General features: G+C 66.3%; 11 protein-coding genes. 5 read left to right on the top strand and 6 right to left on the bottom strand.

What is annotated here, in order from left to right; translation table 11 throughout:
- Positions 1-44: 44 nt before the first annotated feature.
- Positions 45-2,033, bottom strand: coding sequence for a restriction endonuclease (locus ABD743_RS17690; RefSeq protein WP_344723171.1), 1,989 nt, complete (start codon positions 2,031-2,033; stop codon positions 45-47).
- Between the two features lie 811 nt (positions 2,034-2,844).
- On the opposite strand from ABD743_RS17690, the gene ABD743_RS17685 reads away from it, so the two are divergent.
- Entirely contained in the window at positions 2,845-5,781 is a 2,937-nt protein-coding gene (locus ABD743_RS17685; protein ID WP_344723170.1) for a tetratricopeptide repeat protein, read from the top strand.
- Between the two features lie 1,241 nt (positions 5,782-7,022).
- Here ABD743_RS17685 and ABD743_RS17680 read toward each other — a convergent pair.
- Both ABD743_RS17680 and ABD743_RS17675 read right to left on the bottom strand, forming a co-directional pair.
- Positions 7,023-7,757 carry an alpha/beta fold hydrolase gene (locus ABD743_RS17680; RefSeq protein ID WP_344723169.1) on the bottom strand — a complete coding sequence of 245 codons (735 nt, stop codon included), beginning with the start codon at positions 7,755-7,757 and terminating at the stop codon, positions 7,023-7,025.
- A gap of 512 nt (positions 7,758-8,269) precedes the next feature.
- Positions 8,270-8,950, bottom strand: a complete 681-nt coding sequence (locus ABD743_RS17675; protein WP_344723168.1) for a tyrosine-type recombinase/integrase — start codon at positions 8,948-8,950, stop codon at positions 8,270-8,272.
- 228 nt (positions 8,951-9,178) lie between these two features.
- On the opposite strand from ABD743_RS17675, the gene ABD743_RS17670 reads away from it, so the two are divergent.
- Positions 9,179-9,478 (top strand): substrate-binding domain-containing protein, encoded by a 300-nt coding sequence (locus ABD743_RS17670; protein ID WP_344723167.1) that lies wholly within the window; start codon positions 9,179-9,181, stop codon positions 9,476-9,478.
- Between the two features lie 902 nt (positions 9,479-10,380).
- On the top strand, positions 10,381-10,674 hold the full coding sequence (locus tag ABD743_RS17665; RefSeq protein ID WP_344723166.1) for a hypothetical protein: 294 nt from the start codon (positions 10,381-10,383) through the stop codon (positions 10,672-10,674).
- A gap of 1,204 nt (positions 10,675-11,878) precedes the next feature.
- Here the strand turns inward: ABD743_RS17665 and pip are convergent.
- Positions 11,879-12,844: a prolyl aminopeptidase gene (gene pip / locus ABD743_RS17660; RefSeq protein WP_344723165.1), complete on the bottom strand. Its 966-nt coding sequence runs from the start codon at positions 12,842-12,844 to the stop codon at positions 11,879-11,881.
- Positions 12,845-13,533: 689 nt separating this feature from the next.
- On the opposite strand from pip, the gene ABD743_RS17655 reads away from it, so the two are divergent.
- Positions 13,534-14,598 carry an ABC transporter substrate-binding protein gene (locus ABD743_RS17655; protein ID WP_344723164.1) on the top strand — a complete coding sequence of 355 codons (1,065 nt, stop codon included), beginning with the start codon at positions 13,534-13,536 and terminating at the stop codon, positions 14,596-14,598.
- 85 nt (positions 14,599-14,683) lie between these two features.
- Here the strand turns inward: ABD743_RS17655 and ABD743_RS17650 are convergent, their stop codons facing one another.
- Complete coding sequence (locus ABD743_RS17650; protein ID WP_344723163.1) at positions 14,684-15,418, bottom strand: sulfite exporter TauE/SafE family protein; 735 nt, start codon at positions 15,416-15,418, stop codon at positions 14,684-14,686.
- Positions 15,419-15,838: 420 nt separating this feature from the next.
- Between ABD743_RS17650 and ABD743_RS17645 the strand changes: the two genes are divergently transcribed.
- Entirely contained in the window at positions 15,839-16,420 is a 582-nt protein-coding gene (locus ABD743_RS17645) for a GNAT family N-acetyltransferase (RefSeq protein ID WP_344723162.1), read from the top strand.
- 203 nt (positions 16,421-16,623) lie between these two features.
- On the opposite strand, the gene ABD743_RS17640 is transcribed toward ABD743_RS17645, so the two are convergent.
- A complete protein-coding gene (locus tag ABD743_RS17640; RefSeq protein ID WP_344723161.1) occupies positions 16,624-17,940 on the bottom strand; it encodes a hypothetical protein in 1,317 nt (438 codons plus the stop codon).
- Positions 17,941-17,984 lie beyond the last annotated feature (44 nt).

The following is a 17,984-nucleotide window of genomic DNA, read 5'->3' as shown; positions in this document are numbered from 1 at the left end:
ACGTTCAGCCACCATCGCCTACATCAACATCGCCTACATCAACGCTATGCAATTGAGCTCCTGCTCATTCCAACGCCGAGACCAGCTAAACGTCGCTTGATATTGACAGGAGCATCTGCCAATTTATACTTGGTGCCATTTCGCACTACGCCCCTGACGAGGTCGTGTCCCAGAAACTGTAGACTCTCCTCGACGGCGCCCTGGGTCGGCCGGGGAGTGAACTCCTTCCGCAGGGCGTAACTAACGGCTTCGAGACTGATATATCCTTCCAGAAGGGGATCATCCTCGCATGCCTCCTCGTAGAGCAGTTCCACGATCTTGGCCAGCAATGCCGCAGATCGGGAAGAGGCGGCGTACTGTTCTTCTATGTCCGCGAGATCATCGCCCTCGCGCTGAAAGAGCATGCGTAGCTCAATAAGCGTGAGGGGGTGCGTCGAGTGTCGTGCCATCAGATTAGCCAGGTCTTCGATCGTGAGCAAAGTAAATTTGTTATTGGATGCCCATTCGCGCACGCGGTCAGCAAAGTCAGGTCCGACCACCGCACCAAAGTCGGCCCGGTGCTTCTTTTGGTGGTCCTTCAGGGCGTCAAACTTTACGGCGTTGTCTGAAATGATACCAGTGCCCGACGCTTTCGCATCGACGATCACCCGGTAAGAGTCCTTTCCTGGCAATTCGGCATCGACGACAACGTCAGTTCGGCCAGCACCTCCCATGTGCTGCGTTGAGAATCCTAAGAAGCTGAAGGCGTAGGCGACCGTACGCTCAAATTCTTCGCTCCGATCTGCGCGCCGACCATATTCTCGCAAGTCAGCGATGATGCGTTCAGTTTCGTCTGAGTCCGAGCCCGTGGCGTCACTCTCGTCAATCGAATGCTCAGCCTCGCTGCCTAGCGGTGATTCAAGAGTTAGTTCCTCGACCAACATCTTGCCGAGAGATGTGGCTCGATATCGCGTCCAGTCGATTCGGTCGACGAGGCCCGCGTCGGCCAGGAATCCCATTCTGATCCGGATTTCGCTGCTGTCGATGGAAGTGAAGCCGTAGCGTTCGCTTGCGATCCTAGCCACTTCGGGGACAGGTGTTGCTTCGTCGAGGTGCGCAAGCACTTCGCCGATAAAGTGGTAGCGAGAATGAAGATATCGGACGAAGTCGAGCTCGTTGCCGAGGTCGAGGAGTTCGACAACGTCGGGGTTTGGGCCATACTGATTGTAGGCCACCATGTCGAACACCCTCATCTGGCGCATTGTGTGCATCGTCTGCGTCGCCGACGACTGCTTTACTCCTAATTGATCGAGGCATCGCTTGGAGTACTCTTCGACAGTCACACTCTCTCCGACCAGGGCGACGAGAGTCCGAATAGCATCCAACGGTGCCTGGGAACTCGCCGTTGAATCGCGCTCCGGAGCCTTCCTTCCCCGTGGAATGTACCCGATGGTCATTCGACGCTCGGCTGAACTTCTCAGGAGTGCTTCAACAACATTACCTGGTGGGGGAAGTGTAACCTCATCATCAGAAACTTCGGACTCGACACCGACGGCTTCGGCCGCGGTAGTGAGCGTTACGCGACGAAGGAATTCTTTGCCGTCTTCAGTGATAACGCATTTATTGCTTCCCCATCGCTCGACCAGGCCCAGCATCTCCATCCACCCGACACGACGATAGAGCTGGTCGGTACTCGCCCAAGGCAGACCGTATCGATTTGCAATGCCAATAAAATCGTTTTTGGAGCGCGCGCCTTCGATGTTTTCAAGGAGCTCGCCAAAAAGCTTCACGTTGGCGTGGAGGTACTCGGCAAACTTGACATCGTCATCATCGTTCAGCCAGTCGGTCACGGCGTCGGCTGGGTGCCACCGGCCATCCCCATCTCGTCTCACGAGTGCCCCCCGCGACAACTGCTTGACGCATAGATCGTCGACGGAAACCGATACTTCCTCGCCGGATGCCATGGCAATCCGAATTGCCGTTCCCGACTGGGCCGGAAGTTGTGCCAGGATCTCACGTAAGGCCTCTCGGCGGTTCTGCTTCTTGCCTGGCACGATCCCGATCGTATTAGACCGATCAGCCCAAGCTCGGACACTTTCTGTCACTCGCTACTCCGTAGGTGAAGGTGGCGCAACTGTCTTTCCGAGGTCCTCGATTCGCACAGTACCAAGGGTCGCCGACAGTCTGATCTCAGTACCTACAAGCACATTGGCGGCCCACCAGAAGCTGGTCGTCACTCGTGTCCATCCCCGCGATCCTGGCCGACTCTGGCGGGACGGGACGGTGTCAACCCGGCACCCCCGATCCCGCTTTCGGACCCCGACGGCGCCGCCACGATTCTGCTCGTCGTTACCACTGCGGGATCGGGGCGCGCAGAGGGTCGAGACCGTCCGGGCACGCTAAGACGAGCTGCGGCCAGTGGGGATGACCTCCTCCACGTCGCCCAGGCGTATGGCCGGCGGCCAATAGGCGCGGCCGCCCGGAGCCGCCAGGCGGAGGAGCGGACGCGCATGCCGTCGGGCGCGGTCCGGCCCGTCCCGGCAAGGGACGTCGACGCGCGCTCGCTTGTCGAACTATCGAGCGTTTCGGTGTGAACTTGCGGCGCTCCGGTCACTTGCGGCGTCGTGAGAGGTCGACGGCTTGGAGGCGGTCGCGGGCTGATGGCGTTGCTGTACTTCGCGGCTTTACTGCCAGAATGCTGTGTCTGGAACGGGAACGCCGCTGACCATTGCCGGGGTGGTTCGGCGCCAGGGATCGATGGTGGGTGCGGTGGTGGGGGGTCGAGGACGCATGGCGCCGGCTTCTGCTTCGCGTCCCGTCCGGCGTTGGGTAGCTCCGGCCTTAGCGTTCACCCTCGCGCTGTGTATGGCCGCGTTGGCTGCTGCGACGAACTGGGCGACCGCGCTACCGATCCCGGACTGGTTGAACAACGGCGACGTGTTGTGGCCAACCGTCGGGGTGCTGGTGCTGCTGTCGGCGGTGCTGGCGGCTTTTACGGCACGCGCCTCGCCCTCGGAGTCCGACGGGCCGAGAACGGTGCTCACGGCAGGCGCTCAATCCGCGGTGTCGGAGAGTGGTCCCGCGATCGGATCGGTCAGCGCGACCACTGGGTCCGTGGTGATCGTTGCGCCGCAGGGGCCGGTGACCGTGCCGATGCCGGCACCGCCGCCGGCCAGCCAGCTAGGCCGGCTGGTGGTGGGCGAGCTGCCCGGTACACCGCCTGGGTTCCTCGATCGTCCGGAGCTGCCCGAACTCGAGGCGGCGTTCGCGGATGGTGACCGGGTGGCAGTGGTGTGCTCGCTGACCGGTGCTCGGGGGGTGGGCAAGACCCAACTGGCGGCGGCCTACGCCCGCCGCGCGGCGGAACAGGGCTGCCCGCTGGTGGCGTGGGTGTCCGCCGAGACGCCCGGGGCGTGCATCGTCGGGTTCGCCGAGGTGGCCCACAAGCTGGGACTGGCCGACCCGGAGGGCGATTCGGCGGTATCGGCGGCCAACCTGCGCGAACACCTCCAGACCCGCCCCGACCCCGCCGTACTCGTGATCGATAACGCGGTCGATGCCGACGACGTACGCCCGTGGCTGCCCGCCGTCGGAACCACCCGGGTGATCATCACGAGTACCGACCGGGCGTTCACCAGGCTGGGCGCCGCGGTGGAGGTGTCGGTGTTCACCCGCGAGCAGTCATTGGCTTACCTGCGGGAACGGACCGAGCTCGACGACGACGCCGGCGCCGCCGCGGTAGCGGACGAGCTGGGAGACCTGCCGGTGGCCTTGGCCCAGGCGGCCTCGGTGGTAACCCTCGACCGGCTTGACTACTCGACCTATCTCGAACGGCTGCGGGCGCTGCCCGTTACGGAGATGCTGCCCCGCCGCGCTGGGGACGCGTACTCGAAGGGCGTGGCCGAGGCGATCCTGCTGTCCTTGGAAGCGGCGATCCGGGCGGTCGATAGCGGGGACGACGGCCTCACCAAAGACGTAATGACGGCCATGGCCGTGCTGTCCCCGACCGGCGTGCAGCGCGACGTCCTGTACGCGATCGCCGCGCCTGATGGGGGCGCAGCCGAACATGCTCGGGTCGACCGCATGCTCGGGCGGCTGGCTGCGTTGTCGCTCCTGGTGTGGGCCGAGGCCGGCGCCTCGGTCGTCATGCACAACCTGGTCGGACGAGTCGTCCGAGAAAATGCCGCGACCAACGGGACTTTGACCGCTGCGATCGACCACGTCGCTGACGCCCTGGAGCGGCTGCTGATTCCCAGACGAGAGGCGTGGGCACACCGCGAACTGGGCACGCAGCTCGTTCCGCACATTCTGGCGCTCTGGCGTGTCGGTCTCGGCCCTGCAGTTCCACCAACCGATCTCCCCGTCGGGCTAGTGATCTGGGCGGTACAACACATGACTGAAATTGCCGACCTCAGCCAGGCGACGCAAGTCGGCGTACAGATCGTCGCCGACTGTGAGCGGGTGCTCGGCCCCGACCATCCCGACACCCTCGCCTCGTGCAACAACCTCGCCTCCGCCTATGCGTCGGCGGGTCGGCTGGAGGAGGCCCTTCCGCTGTTCGAGGCCACCCTGGCCGATCGGGAGCGGGTGCTGGGTCCCGACCATCCCGCCACCCTCGCCTCGCGCAACAACCTCGCCTCCGTCTACGAGTCGGCGGGTCGGCTGGAGGAGGCCACCTCGCTGTTCGAGGCCGTCGTTCCCGAGTGCGAGCGGGTGCTCGGTCCCGACCATCCCGACACCCTCGCCTCGCGCAACAACCTCGCCTCCGTCTACGAGTCGGCGGGTCGGCTGGACGAGGCCTTTCCGCTGTTCGAGGCCACCCTCGCCGACTGTGAGCGGGTGCTCGGTCCCGACCATCCCGACACCCTCGCCTCGCGCATCAACCTCGGCCGCGTCTATGCGTCGGCGGGTCGGCTCTACGAGGCCATCTCGTTGTACGAGGCCGTCGCTCCCGAGTGCGAGCGCGCGCTCGGTCCGGACCACCCCGCCACCCTCGCCTCGCGCAACAACCTCGCCTCCGTCTACGAGTCGGCGGGTCGGCTAGACGAGGCCCTCTCGCTGTACGAGGCCACCCTGGCCGATCGGGAGCGGGTGCTGGGTCCCGACCATCCCGACACCCTCACCTCGCGCAACAACCTCGCCTATACCTATGCGTCGGCGGGTCGGCTGGAGGAGGCCCTCCCGCTGTACGAGGCCACCCTGGCCGATCGGGAGCGGGTGCTGGGTCCCGACCATCCCGACACCCTCACCTCGCGCGACAACCTCGCCTCCGTCTACGAGTCGGCGGGTCGGCTAGACGAGGCCCTCCCGCTGTTTGAGGCGAGCCTGGCCGATCGGGAGCGGGTGCTGGGTCCCGACCATCCCGCCACCCTCGCCTCGCGCAACTACCTCGCCTCCGTCTACGAGTCGGCGGGTCGGCTAGACGAGGCCCTCTCGCTGTACGAGGCCACCCTGGCCGATCGGGAGCGGGTGCTGGGTCCCGACCATCCCGACACCCTCGCCTCGCGCAACAACCTCGCCTATACCTATGCGTCGGCGGGTCGGCTGGAGGAGGCCCTCCCGCTGTACGAGGCCACCCTGGCCGATCGGGAGCGGGTGCTGGGTCCCGACCATCCCGACACCCTCACCTCGCGCGACAACCTCGCCTATACCTATGCGTCGGCGGGTCGGCTGGAGGAGGCCCTCCCGCTGTTTGAGGCCAGCCTGGCCGATCGGGAGCGGGTGCTCGGTTGCGACCACCCGACGACGCGAGTCCTCCGCGACAACCTGCGTGGCGCTCGAGGTGATGGCCCCGCCCCGTAGGCTCGGCTTGGCCATCCCCGCGTTCCTGGCCGATCCTTGGCGGGAGTTGAGCGTCGTGGAGCAGCGCTATCACGCCGTGATGGAGGTTCTGTGCCCGGTGCCCGGTGCCCGGTGCCCGGTGGTCGAGGTCGCCGATCGCTTGTCTCCCGCAACACCGTGCACGCCTAGATCCGCCGCTAGCGCGAACACGGGCTGTCGGGCGTTGGTCGACCGGTCACACCGCCCGCACACCATCTCTAGACGTATAGAAAGCCTCACCACCAAGTATGTGCTTGCTACGGCCCCTTCACAGCGCCAATGCATCGACATTGCGCACAATCCGAGCTCGCTATGAGCCGTTCCTGCCCTCTAGTTGGAGATCTGGCGATCAGGGAGGTGGCCAGCCCAGTCAAGCCGATGGCACGCTCGTTGACGCGATATCGACTGCAACCGTGGGCCATCCGTGGGCCAGCAGATCGGCGGAGGGGTATGCGTCGGTCGAGACGCGCAGGTCAGGGCGTCTTTCTGATTGGCATGATTGGTTGCCTGTAAATCCGTCGGCTTAGCCTACGAAGGTTCGAATCCTTCACCTGCCACACCCAGGCCGAACGGCCCCTGAACTGCGGAAACGCAGGACAGGGGCCGTTCTGCTGTGTCCGGTGGCGTCCGGCGTCGGCCGGCCGTCCCTGGGTGGCTGTGGCAAATGCGTGGTTAGGCCGAGCCGTCGTGTCGTGTCAGACCGAGTGTCAGGGCGACGCGGTGTCGGGCGGCGTCCTCCTGGCCGGCGATGCACTTGGCGTAGACCCGCAGCAGGACAGCCACGCTGTGGCCGGCCCACTCCGCGACCTGCGCACGACCGGGAGGCCGAAAAGGGGGACCTCCAGCCAGCGGCCCACGGCTGACCCCGCTGAGTGGCAACGAGATCCGCCGTCTGCTCGCCGCGCTGGTGATCACACCTCTGGCTTGCATCGACCACGTCATGCACTGGTCGAGATGGCGCCGTGAACGCCAACACCAAGCCCGCGCCTGCCCCTACCGTCGCCGCGGCGAACGACCACCCAACTGATCAACTGCAGTACTAGGTCCGGTCCCTGAGCAGGTGGGTTGTTCGGACCAAGATGGCGGAATCGGGAACGCAGCCCGCACCGCATCTGCTGGCCGCCGCCATCGGGAAGGCCGGGACCTGTCCTCGATGAGCGGCATCCTGGCCGGCGCCGCCTACCGCCTGCTGTTGGCCCTGGCGGCGGAGCCCCGGCCCGCGGCTAGCGCAGATGCCGGGCGAAGAACCCGGCCGCGTCCTCCCCTGCGAACTGCGGGACACCGGTGTGCCCGCCCATGTTGGCGTGCAGCGTTTTCTCCTTGGAGCCGAAGGCGTCGAACAGGTCCAGGGCCGCCTGTCGGTCGTTGCCTTCGTCATCCCACTGCAGCAGGACATGCAGCGGAATGGTGACCTGTCGGGCCTCCTCGAACATGGTGCGAGGCACGAAACTCCCGGCGAAGAAGCCGGCGGCCACGATGCGCGGCTCGACCAGCGCCAGCCGGATGCCGATGGAGATCACTCCCCCTGAGTACCCGACCGGGCCGCCGATCTCGGGCAGCGACAGGAGGGCGTCCAGGGCGGCCTGCGATTCCGGGACCGCCTTGTCGACGAGCGGGAGGATGAGGGCGTCGATGATCTCGTCGCTGACCGGCTCGCCGGCCTCCATAGCCCGGCGCAGGTCGGCGCGGGCCTGCTCGGCGGCGGCCCAACGGGGCCGGTCACCGCTCCCGGGGAGCTCGATGGTGGCCGCAGCGAAGCCCTCCGCCGCAGAGTGCCGGGCCCGCGCCACCAGCCGGGGGTACATCTTGTGCAGTCCGAGCGGGGGGTGGCCGAGCAGGATCAGCGGGACCGGTGCGGATGCGGATGCGGGCGTCCACAGGATGCCGGGGATCTCGCCGAGGGTGAATTCGCGTTCGAGGACGCCGTTATCGAGGCGCTGTTCGGAAGTGAATCGCATGGTCGTGCCTTTCGGGAGTGCTCGTGAACGGCGCTCCCGGACGACCTATCGCCCGACCGTGACCCCGGAGGGGAGCACCCATGTCGATACTGCGTTCACGGGTACCACCTCCTCGATCTCTCGCACGGCCACCGGGAAAGTAGCGGTGGCCGCCGCGGTCCGCCAACGGGTTTTCGCGCAGGCTCCATGGCCGGACGCCACGGAGTCACTCGCCTCAAGGCCAAGGGCGTGCAGTCGAGGGCTTCGGCCTGTGGCGTGATCGCAGCATGGCGAAGCCACACCTCGTCAGCGGCTGGCACCGGGACAGCGCCCCGGCCTCTCCGGGCTCAGCCTCTCACGACACGCCGAAGTACCGTTGCAGTATTAGCCTACGAAGGTTCGAATCCTTCACCTGCCACACCCAGGCCGAACGGCCCCTGAACTGCGGAAACGCAAGACGGGGGCCGTTCTGCTGTGTCCGATAGCGTCCGGCGCCGTCCGGCCGTGCCTGGGTGGCTGTGGCAAATGCGTGGTTAAGCCGAGCCGTCGCGTGGCGGCAGACCGAGCGCCAGGGCGACGCGGTGTCGGGCGGCGTCCTCCTGGCCGGCGATGCACTTGGCGTAGACCCGCAGCAGGACCGCCACGCTGTGGCCGGCCCACTCTGCGACCTGTGTCGGCGGTACTCCGGCGTTGAGCCATGTCGAGACGGCGGCGTGGCGCAGGTCGTATGGCCGTCGCGCGAGCGGTGAGGCTGCCTCGTCAGGCGTCAGCGCCTCGGTGCGGGCGCTCGCCCACACGCGTCCGTAGACGCTGTCGGAGAGATCGCCGTCACCGGCGCGCATCGATCCGAACAGGCGTCCCTTGCCGTTCGCCCCGAACTCGTCCAGATGGGCCCGCAGGAGGGCTGTCAGCGGCGGAGGGGAGGGAACAATGCGGATCGCCTCTCGGGCGCGGTGCTTCAACCCGCGCTCGTCACGACGTCGCCTGCTGTCGCTCCATTCCGCCCCGGTCGTCGGAGCTGAGCCGGGGAGAAACAGCTCTCCCCAACCCTCGGCGGGGATGTGCAGCGCCGATGCCGGGAGGTGCGCGGCCTCACCGGGTCGCAGGGCGGCGTAGTACATCAGCCCGAAGAATGCGACGAGTCGCTTGCCCGACTCGCCCTGGCGGCTCACTGCGGCGAGCAGCCGGCCGGCTTGTTCCGGATTGACGACCACGCGACGGTCGACCTCCTCAACAGCACGGCCATGGTGTAGTAGATCTCGCTACCGATGAAGGCGTCGACCCTGCCCGCTTTGAGGGCCGAGTAGTCCGCGCCATCACTCACCAGTGCCGAAAAGAATGGTGCAAAAGACCTCGCAGACCTGTCGGACTACCATATTCCGATCGCGGGCTCCGGCATCAACGCGGAGACCGGGTGGTATAAGAGGAACAGGGACACTGCGGTGCGCTTCCTCAAGGCGACGATCGAGTCGTACGCCCTCATGAGGAAGAATCCGGACGTCGTCTACGGCGCGTTGGCCAAGTGGTACGGCGTCACTGATCCTCAGCAGCAGCAGGACATGTATCGCCAAGTCGCCCGGTTCCCGGAGAAGCCCTACCCCGGTGTCGATGGCATCAAGCTGGTCATGCAGCTGTTCCCCGGCCGGGGGCTGCAGCGCCATACCGCAGAGGACTTCTACGACAGCAGCGTGGTCAGCGAGCTCGACCGAAGCGGCTTCATAGACAAGGCGAACGCGACCTAGTGTCCTGCGTCAGAAGATGGGTTGATCGGTGCTCTGGTCCTTGCCTGGCTTCTGATCTTGTGGAGGTAGTCGGCGAGGGAGGTGAGGATCTCGTCGGCTGTCTCGATCCAGGCGAAGGGTCGTGGGTTGGTGTTCCAGGTCTTGGCGGGCCATGACGGCGGTGAGAACGACGACAGGCTGGCAAGTGAGCAGGGCCAGGGCGTCGATGGACGCGGTAGACGGTGGGCTGGGAGTTCATCGGCCGGGGCGGCACGTCGACACCTGCCGACACGACACCCCTCGGGGTCTGACGGATGGAGATAGGCCAGTACAACTGAGTCCGCCCGAACCGGCGCTACACGAGCGTGATCATGCTCGACGCGCCTCTCGGTGCGGGCGTGGTGGCGTGGAGCGCAGGGGCCCGCGCGACTGGGAGTGGTAAGCCGAGCTGCTCACGCGTGGCCGGGGCCGTCGTCGTACACCCGCCACTCGGTCACTCGACCTCCATCGACGCGGGCGGTCCAGATTGCGGGTCCGTCGAAGCCGGGATGCTCCGAGCAGACGGACCTTCCGGTGATGGCTGCGACGCCACCTCAGCCCCGTCGTCATCCTCCGTCGTCGCTTTGCGGCGGCCATGGTCGGCACCAGCCCGCCCAGTCGACCACGTCGTATCCCTCGGCCCCGCCGCTATCCAGGCCGGACCGTTCAGATCAGGGGTTCATGAGCAACATCCACTTCAGGTTTCGCGACGCACAACCGCTTGTCGCAAAACGGTCAAAATGCGCAAATGCGGATATATGCGGGTGGAGTCTCGACTCGGGTGTGATGTCCGATCGCGGCTGCCAGGAAATTGCACTAATGACCAAGGCGGGAGGGCTTACGACCATGGAGGTCCAGCGAGATACTCGCCGTCCCCTCGAGAGGTGAAGGAGGCCGTTATGCACCTCGGAGTGGTACACGAAATCCGCGACCCCGCAGGGTGGGACAGCGTGATGAGTGGAGACCTCAACCTTCCGCCCGGTTATGTGCTCCTCGCGAGCGTCACGCAAGAGGACGCCAGCCGGGGGATGTGTATCTGGGAGGCGCCTAGTCTTGACGATCTCCAGCGCCTGCTGGACGGGGCGTTTGGTGAGGCAGTCGTGAACGACTGCTTCGTCGCGGACTCAGCCCGGTCGGTCAACCTGCCGGCACCGCAGACGGCGGCTGCAAAGACCTGAGCGTCCAGAGGAAGGCATTTAGTCACGCGGCAGTCCCGCAGAGTCCCGGGTGGGACGTTGGGCTGGCCAGGACGACACGGCAGGCATGGACGCCCATGAGCGCCCGCGTCCGTCGGGTGTGGCGGCCCGGGGACGCCCCGCCAGGGCACTCTGCCGTCGATCGCGCCCGCCGGTTGACCCGCGACTACGAGCGGGACCGCGTCAGACACTCCGTGGCGCACCTCGGGCGTGCCGGGCCGGCGGCGTCTCACTCTCTGCGCCGCCGATCACTGTCCTCCCGTCATTTGCACCCCGTCCCACGGCCTTACAGAGCCTCTGGGGCACTGACGCACGGCGTCGGCCGGCCGTGCCCGGGGGTTGTGGCAAATGCGTGGTCAGGTCGAGTTCTCTTGTGGTGCAGCCCGAGCGCCAGGGCGGCGCGGTGCCGGGCGGCCTCTTCCTGGCCGGCGATGCACTTGGCGTAGACCCGCAGCAGGCCGGCCACGCTGTGGCCGGCCCGGAAGCTCGCGATCGCCATCTCTGTGACGGTGACCGAGGCGGCCGATCCGTACCGCAACTATTCGACCGACATCCGTCGGATCTCGCTAAAGAACTCGTTCCGGAAGCTCCGTCCGCAGGTATGGCTCTATGAACTCGATCTGGTCGATCGGTTGCCCGGAGGTGAATCAGGATCAACTGACAGGAACTGTCGCTTGATGACAGAGGCTATGGACCAGCGTGGCAGTCAAGTGGTCATAGTTTGATCATGAGCCAGCCGTGCACCCCGCCACAGGAGTGCGGTCAGCTCCGGTGGGGACGGGACGATGCGGACCTCCTCGGTACCGCGGTGCTTGAGCTGACGGGGGCTCGCGCTGGGTGCCCGATTGGCTCCATGAGCGACCGGCGGACGGTGCCAGAGGTGGTCAGGTACAGCTCGCCCCAACCCTTCGCCGTCAGCGACGGGGCCTCCTTGCGTAGGTCCGGAGCGCGAGGGCATCGAGAGCAGGTCAAAGGACCGCAGTCTCAGCGAGGTCGGCTGATGGCCGCGTGTTGGCTGAGATCCGCCGCTCTGCACGGACCAACTCGTCCGGTGGCGGGCCCGCCGAACGGGTACGCGCGTTGAACGACCACGTGTAAAGCATGGATCGAAGCGTCGCGCCTGCCGGCCGGCATTGCGGGCCCGTCGGCCCGCGCCTATACCTCCGGCCGGCGCGGCCGGCGGGCCTCAGCCGGCCGATCCTTCCTCGGCGAAGGTGCTCACCGATCCCACCAGAGTGTTCTGGAAGGTGTCACCGCCTCCGTGTCCGGCGTCGTTGATGACGTGCAGTTCGCTCGTTCTCCACCGCTCGTGCAGCCGCCAGGCTGTCTCCAGTGGGCCGCTCACGTCGTACCGGCCGTGGATCAGTACCCCAGGTATCCCGTCCAACGACGCTGTCTCCCGGACGAGCTGGTCGTCGGGTAGGAACGCTGCGTTGCGCCAGTAGTGCGTCACCAGGCGAGCGAACAGGAAGCGAAAGTCGGGGTCCTCGTAACGCGGGTTGGGTCGGTGACCTGGCGTAAGGGAGACGTGCGCGTCCTCCCACAGGCACCACTCGCGGGCCGCGTGCTCGCGAACCAAGGGGTCCGGATCGGTCAGCAGCGTGGCGTAGGCATCCACCAGGCGCTGATCCCGAAGCTGGGCGGGGACCGCGGCGGCGAACCGGCCCCACTCCCTGGGGAAGATGCGCCCGACGTCCTCGGTGATCCACTGGACCTCTCGGGTTGAGGTGGTGGTCACCCCGGCGAGTACCAAGCCGCTCACGCGCTCGGGGTGGGCCTGGGCGTAAGCAAGACCGAGCGTCGTGCCCCAGGAGACACCCAGGACGACCCAGGCCTCGATCTTGTGCAGCTCCCGGAGCTTCTCGATGTCCTCGAGTAGGTGGTGCGTGGTGTTCACGCGGAGGTCGGTACGGGGATCAGCGGCGGAGGGTCGGCTTCTACCGCACCCCCGCTGGTCGAACAGGACGACCCGGAACCGCTCGGGGTCGAAGTAGCGTCGTGCGCCGGGCCGGCTTCCGCCCCCCGGGCCTCCGTGGAGGTACAGCGCGGGCTTCCCGTGGGGGTTGCCGCAGCACTCCCAGTACACGGATTGGCCGTCGCCCACGTCGAGCATCCCCGAGGCGTACGGCTCGATCGACGGGAACAAGGACATGGCTGCTCCAAGGTCGTCGGGAGCTGCAGAAAGCGCCGGAAACAGTAGGCGCCGATCCGCCAAAGAGATCATCCGGGCTCCTCCCGGACCCGGCGCCACTTCGGAGATCAGGAGAGTGCGGCGGCGGGGTGGCGATCTCCTCACGACGCGCCGAGACGGCAGCCAGGCCGAGGGTGGGGAAGCGCAGGCTGAACGACGCGTGCGCGACGGTGGGCTCCGATGACAGCGTCGACACGATCACTGTCCATTTTTCTGACCCTCGATCACGATGCATCAAGCTGAGCTGCAGGCTCACGTCACGTACATGTTCGTGTGGTAGTCGTACCACTTGTCGTGCTGCGCTCCGTCCACGTTCGCCCGGAACCCGGTCGGCCTCGGCCCGCGCAGGCGCCGTCGTAGCGAGGTAGCGGGCCGACGAGGCCGACGTTGGCAATTTTATGCCGAATTGTCTCAGCCTGGATCCGCGGTCGAGATTGTGAGGTTCTTGTCGACGAGAGAATCTTGTTGATCGGCGGCGATTTGAGCTGGAGGCAGGGTGAGCTAGCCGGTCTGTTCGGCTTTCCAGGTTCGTCGGGTTGGGGGTGGGCAGAACGACTGGGCGATCAACATCGCATGGGTACGCGGTGATCGTGTTGAGCGCTGTCAGGAACGCGGTCTCCTCGCGGCCGGTAGATGAAGGGACTGAAAGCATGCGCAAATCCCGTTTGCGCCGAGCCCGGCTTGGTGTCTGGTTGTGGCTGGCCGTGGTGCTCGTCTGCTCAGCGTGCGCCGCGATCGGGCCGGGCCCCACGCCCGGAGTCGCGCAGAATCTGACGCCACTCAGCGTCTCGCTCGGCGACGTCTCCCTGAACAAGGTCGCCTTCCTGGTAGCCGCCGACAACGGCATCTACCAGAAATACGGGCTGGACGTGCACGAGTTCATCACGGCGGGCGCAGCCGACCGCATCCGGCGCAGCGGCATCACCGTGCCCGACGAATTCGTCAGCAGGAGCGGCGGGGACGACGCCCAGATCTCGGTCGGCGGTGGTAGTCCGTTGATCTACTCGATGACGACGGACGCTCGCGTAGGACAGAGCGTCATTCTCGCCACCACCGACAGCGAGGCGGGCTTCCACGTCGTCAGCAACACGGCCGTGGCGTCCATCGACGACCTCAAGGGTAAACGCCTCGGCTTCACCGCCCCTGGTTCGGTGAGCAACCTGATCGCGCTTGCACTGTTGCGGCAGAAGGGCTGGATCCCGGGCCGCGATATCTCACTGGTGAGTGGGGGTGCGGACTACTCGGCCCTCAAAGCGGGAAAGGTCGACGCATTCATCGCAAGCGAGATCTACTACACCATGGCCGTCAAGAACGGTGCAAAAGACCTCGCAGACCTGTCGGACTATCACATTCCGATCGCGGGCTCCGGCATCAACGCGGAGACCGGGTGGTTCAAGGGCAACAGGGATACTGCGGTGCGCTTCCTCAAGGCGACGATCGAGTCGTACGCCCTCATGAGGAAGAATCCGGACGTCGTCTACGGCGCGTTGGCAAAGTGGTACGGCGTCACCGATCCTCAGCAGCAGCAGGACATGTATCGCCAAGTCGCCCGGTTCCCGGAGAAGCCATACCCCGGCGTCGATGGCATCAAGCTGGTCATGCAGCTGTTCCCCGGCCGGGAGCTGCAGCGCCATACCGCACAGGACTTCTACGACAGCAGCGTGGTCAGCGAGCTCGACCGAAGCGGCTTCATAGACAAGGCGAACGCGGCCTAGTGTCCTGGGTCGAAAGTTCGAGGGTTGATCGGTGCTCTGGTCCTTGCCTGGCTTCTGAATCTCCCCGTACTCACCGCAACGAGAGCTAGCCGATGCCGAGGAGGAACAGCAGCCCCGCAGCAATGAGACCGACCTCGACGAGGGCGACGAACACCCGGTCGCTGATGCGTCCGACCAGCTTCTTCCCGGTCCAAGCGCCCAGGAGCGTGGCGGGTGTGAGGGTCAGCCCGAGCAGGAGCACACGAGGATTGAGCAGGTCGGTCGCGCCGTAGGCCGCCGTCTTGGTCAAGTGCATCGCCAGCGCGCACGCTGCTTCGGTGCCGATGTAGGTGGAGCGTCGCAGACCCTTGGCCAGGAAGAAGGGCGCGGTGAGCGGTCCGACCGAGCCGAGGAGGGCGGATCCGAGCCCAGATGCTGCACCGACGGCTACGAACGCCGCATCACCCGGAGGGCGGGGCTGTGGCTTCACTCGCCGCCACACGACCACAGCGATCAAGAAGACCCCCAGGGCGCGTTGCAGCGGAGCGAGGGGCGCCGAGGAGAGCAACAGAGCGCCAACAATGGCGAAGGGGATCGCGCCGATGCAGAACCGGCCGATCAGACGCCATTGCAGGTCGGCACGGTTGAACACCACGCGGCTGGCGTTGCTGCTGATCTGAGCCAGGGTCAGCACCGGGACAGCGACGCGCAGCCCGAACAGGGCCGTGAACACCGGCAGCAGCAGCACCCCGCCGCCGAAACCCGCCACCGCCGACAGCAACGCAAGGACGTAGGCCGCGCCCGAGGCGACGAGCAGCGTCACGACCAGGCTCGTAGTCACTGCCTGGATTATGCATAGGGCCGTTGGTTCCCTAGCGCACTACATGACTGCGAGCATCCCGGGACCGCGCACCGACGAACCGCGACACGAACGGAGTCCGCCCGCGCCCGGTACCGCTTCGGAGATCGGGGGAGTGCGGCGGGGTGGTGATCTCCTCACGGCGCGCCGAGACGGCAGGGACGAGCCCCCGCCGCGCGGAGATCCCCACCAGGACCCGGCGTGCGAGGGCAAGAACGAACTGCGTGGACCATGCACGGACCGCGTCATCCTGGCCGGCCCCGCCGACTCGCTCCCTCCACCTTCGGCCCGATCGCGGCCGCCGACGCCGGCCATCCGGCCCACGGCCGGCGGAGGAACCGCGCTGCCAGCGCCGCCCGCGGGATCACGCAGATGGCCAGACTCGGCGAATAATGATCAACGATGTCTGCTGCTGACCCGGTCGCCACTGAGCGCACCACGCCTCGCCTGCGTCTACGCCCGATCACCGCCGCCCTGGTCGATGATCTCTGGGAACTCCATCAGGATCCCGGGATCGCGGCCTGGTACGGCGGCGCCCGGTCCGTCGAGCACACCGCCGCTGCCGCTGCCGCCATGCAGCGATCCTGGATATCTGGCGGCCTGGGGAAATGGCTCGCCTACGACGGGGTCACGGGGGAGTTGATCGGTCGCGGCGGACCGTCCCGAACCGAGGTCCTGGACCGCGAGGACGTCGAGATCGGTTGGGCGGTACGCCAGAGGTTCTGGCGACGCGGCTACGCGACCGAGATCGGCCGGGCGAGCCTCGATTTCATCGACCAGACGACCGACGCAGACACCGTCATCGCATTCACCGAGGTCCACAACCGCGGATCGCGTGCAGTCATGGAACGCCTCGGGATGGTCTACGACCGAGAGATCCGCCGGCCAGGGTTGGTCGAGGGCGTCGAGGGCGTCCGGGACGACGCGAGATTCGCCGTGTACTCCAGCAAACGAGCGTCGCGCCGGCTCAACCAAGCCGAGTGATGATTGCGGGCTCCGCCCGTGCCCGGCGACGCTTCGGAGATCACCACCGCTCCCAGCGCTGGTTCGTGGGGAGTCGAGATCGGCGAGCAGGGCGCGGAGGACGACGTCGGAAAGTTGGCTTTGGGACGCGGATGGACTCGGTCTTGGTATCGCCATGAGATCGGCGGCGCTGTAGGAACTCACCATTCAGGGGACGCTGAGAGCTAGCTTTCTGTTTCGCTCACGACCTCCGTGGAATCGCCGAGCAGCGTGGTGCCTTGACCGCCGCCGCCGTGTTCCTTCCGGATCGCAACGAACTTGATCACCAGGCTCTCTCCGACAACCTTATAGCGGAAGTAGCCGCGCATCTGGGTCCCTGCGCCGCGATCCTCCGCGTCGAGATAGACCTTGATGAAGTTCTGCGAGTCGCCCTGCTGCCAGTGCGCCCTGACCGAGAGGCCGGCCAGCTGTGGCTTGAAGTCCGGCCCGAGCGTCACGCGGCCGGCCAGCATCTCTCCGATCACCCGCTCGACCACGTGGCCGTACTCCCCCCATCCCGCGGCGTCCGAACCGATGGTGCCGTACTGGATTACGACGGGTCGCTGGCCCTCATCGTTGGTTACAGCGGGCTCTGTCGAGCTCTCGCCCGCTTCGGGTTGAGAAGAGGACGCCTTCTCGATCGCACGGTATATGTTGTCGATTTCGTGCTCGAGCTTTTTAAGCTTGTCCACCGTGAGGTCTGCTCCCGGTTTCAGTAGCGGCTCGATCTCCTCGGAGAGCTTGTCGACGCGTGCCCGCAGCTTGACGCCCTTCTTCTCGTCGACCTCGTCCGACAGCTTGCGAAACTTGGTGCGCAGCTCGACGCGCTCGTACGGCGAGATCACCGGCTGTTCCTTGGCGGTAACCACCGGCGCCGTGGTTGGTGGCGGGGCCTCCTCGGCGAGGGCCTTCGGCGCGGCGACCGGCGGCGGGGTCGGCTCGGCGACGGGCTGAGCCTCCACCGCGACCGGCGCCTGTCGCTGTGCATTGCGCGTGAGCCACGCGAACCACGCGAACAACCACACGAGCCAGCCGTGGAGATAGCCGCCGGTACCGCCACCACCACCCTGCTGCTGCGGCGTCTCCTGCTGCTGTGGCTGTGGCTTGCGAGCAACCACGACAGTCGCCGCCTGGTTGCCGACCGTCCGTTGCAGCGTTGGCATGCCTTGTGGCGTGAGCGGAGCGTGCGCGCGAACAGTCAGCGGGGTGGCGTTCACCGCCCGAGCCGGCGCCTCCCGCACGTCGTGGACGGTGGAGCGCTGCACCGCGGGCTGCTGGGGTGGTGCGGTCTGTTGGTGGCCGCATCCGGCGCTATGTTGGTGCTGCTCCTGGGTCCAGGGGTGGCCGGCCTGGCGGAGCATCTGGACGACTGCGGCGTTGCCCGCGCTGGCCTGCAGGCCGAGCAGGCCACGAAGCTGTGTGGATGAGGCGGATTCGGGCTTGCGGGCTGGAGTACGGCCGCCGTCGGCCCCGGTGTGTCTGGCCTTCTCGTGAGCGTGCACGGGGGTCTCTCTTCTCCCGCGAGATCATCAATCCCCTGGATACT

Origin of the sequence: Pseudonocardia yunnanensis (assembly GCF_039534065.1) — a bacterium.
In the GTDB taxonomy this organism is placed as follows: domain Bacteria; phylum Actinomycetota; class Actinomycetes; order Mycobacteriales; family Pseudonocardiaceae; genus Pseudonocardia; species Pseudonocardia yunnanensis.
Note: the sequence above shows the minus strand (reverse complement) of the source record. Positions and strands in the feature narration are given on the sequence as shown.

What these genes read in the sequence shown, in the direction of transcription:
- ABD743_RS17680 (WP_344723169.1), bottom strand. Translation starts at nt 7,757, where the DNA reads ATGCGATTCACTTCCGAACAGCGCCTCGATAACGGCGTCCTCGAACGC.
- ABD743_RS17685 (WP_344723170.1), top strand. Translation starts at nt 2,845, where the DNA reads ATGGCCGCGTTGGCTGCTGCGACGAACTGGGCGACCGCGCTACCGATC.
- ABD743_RS17645 (WP_344723162.1), top strand. Translation starts at nt 15,839, where the DNA reads ATGTCTGCTGCTGACCCGGTCGCCACTGAGCGCACCACGCCTCGCCTG.
- ABD743_RS17655 (WP_344723164.1), top strand. Translation starts at nt 13,534, where the DNA reads ATGCGCAAATCCCGTTTGCGCCGAGCCCGGCTTGGTGTCTGGTTGTGG.
- pip (WP_344723165.1), bottom strand. Translation starts at nt 12,844, where the DNA reads ATGTCCTTGTTCCCGTCGATCGAGCCGTACGCCTCGGGGATGCTCGAC.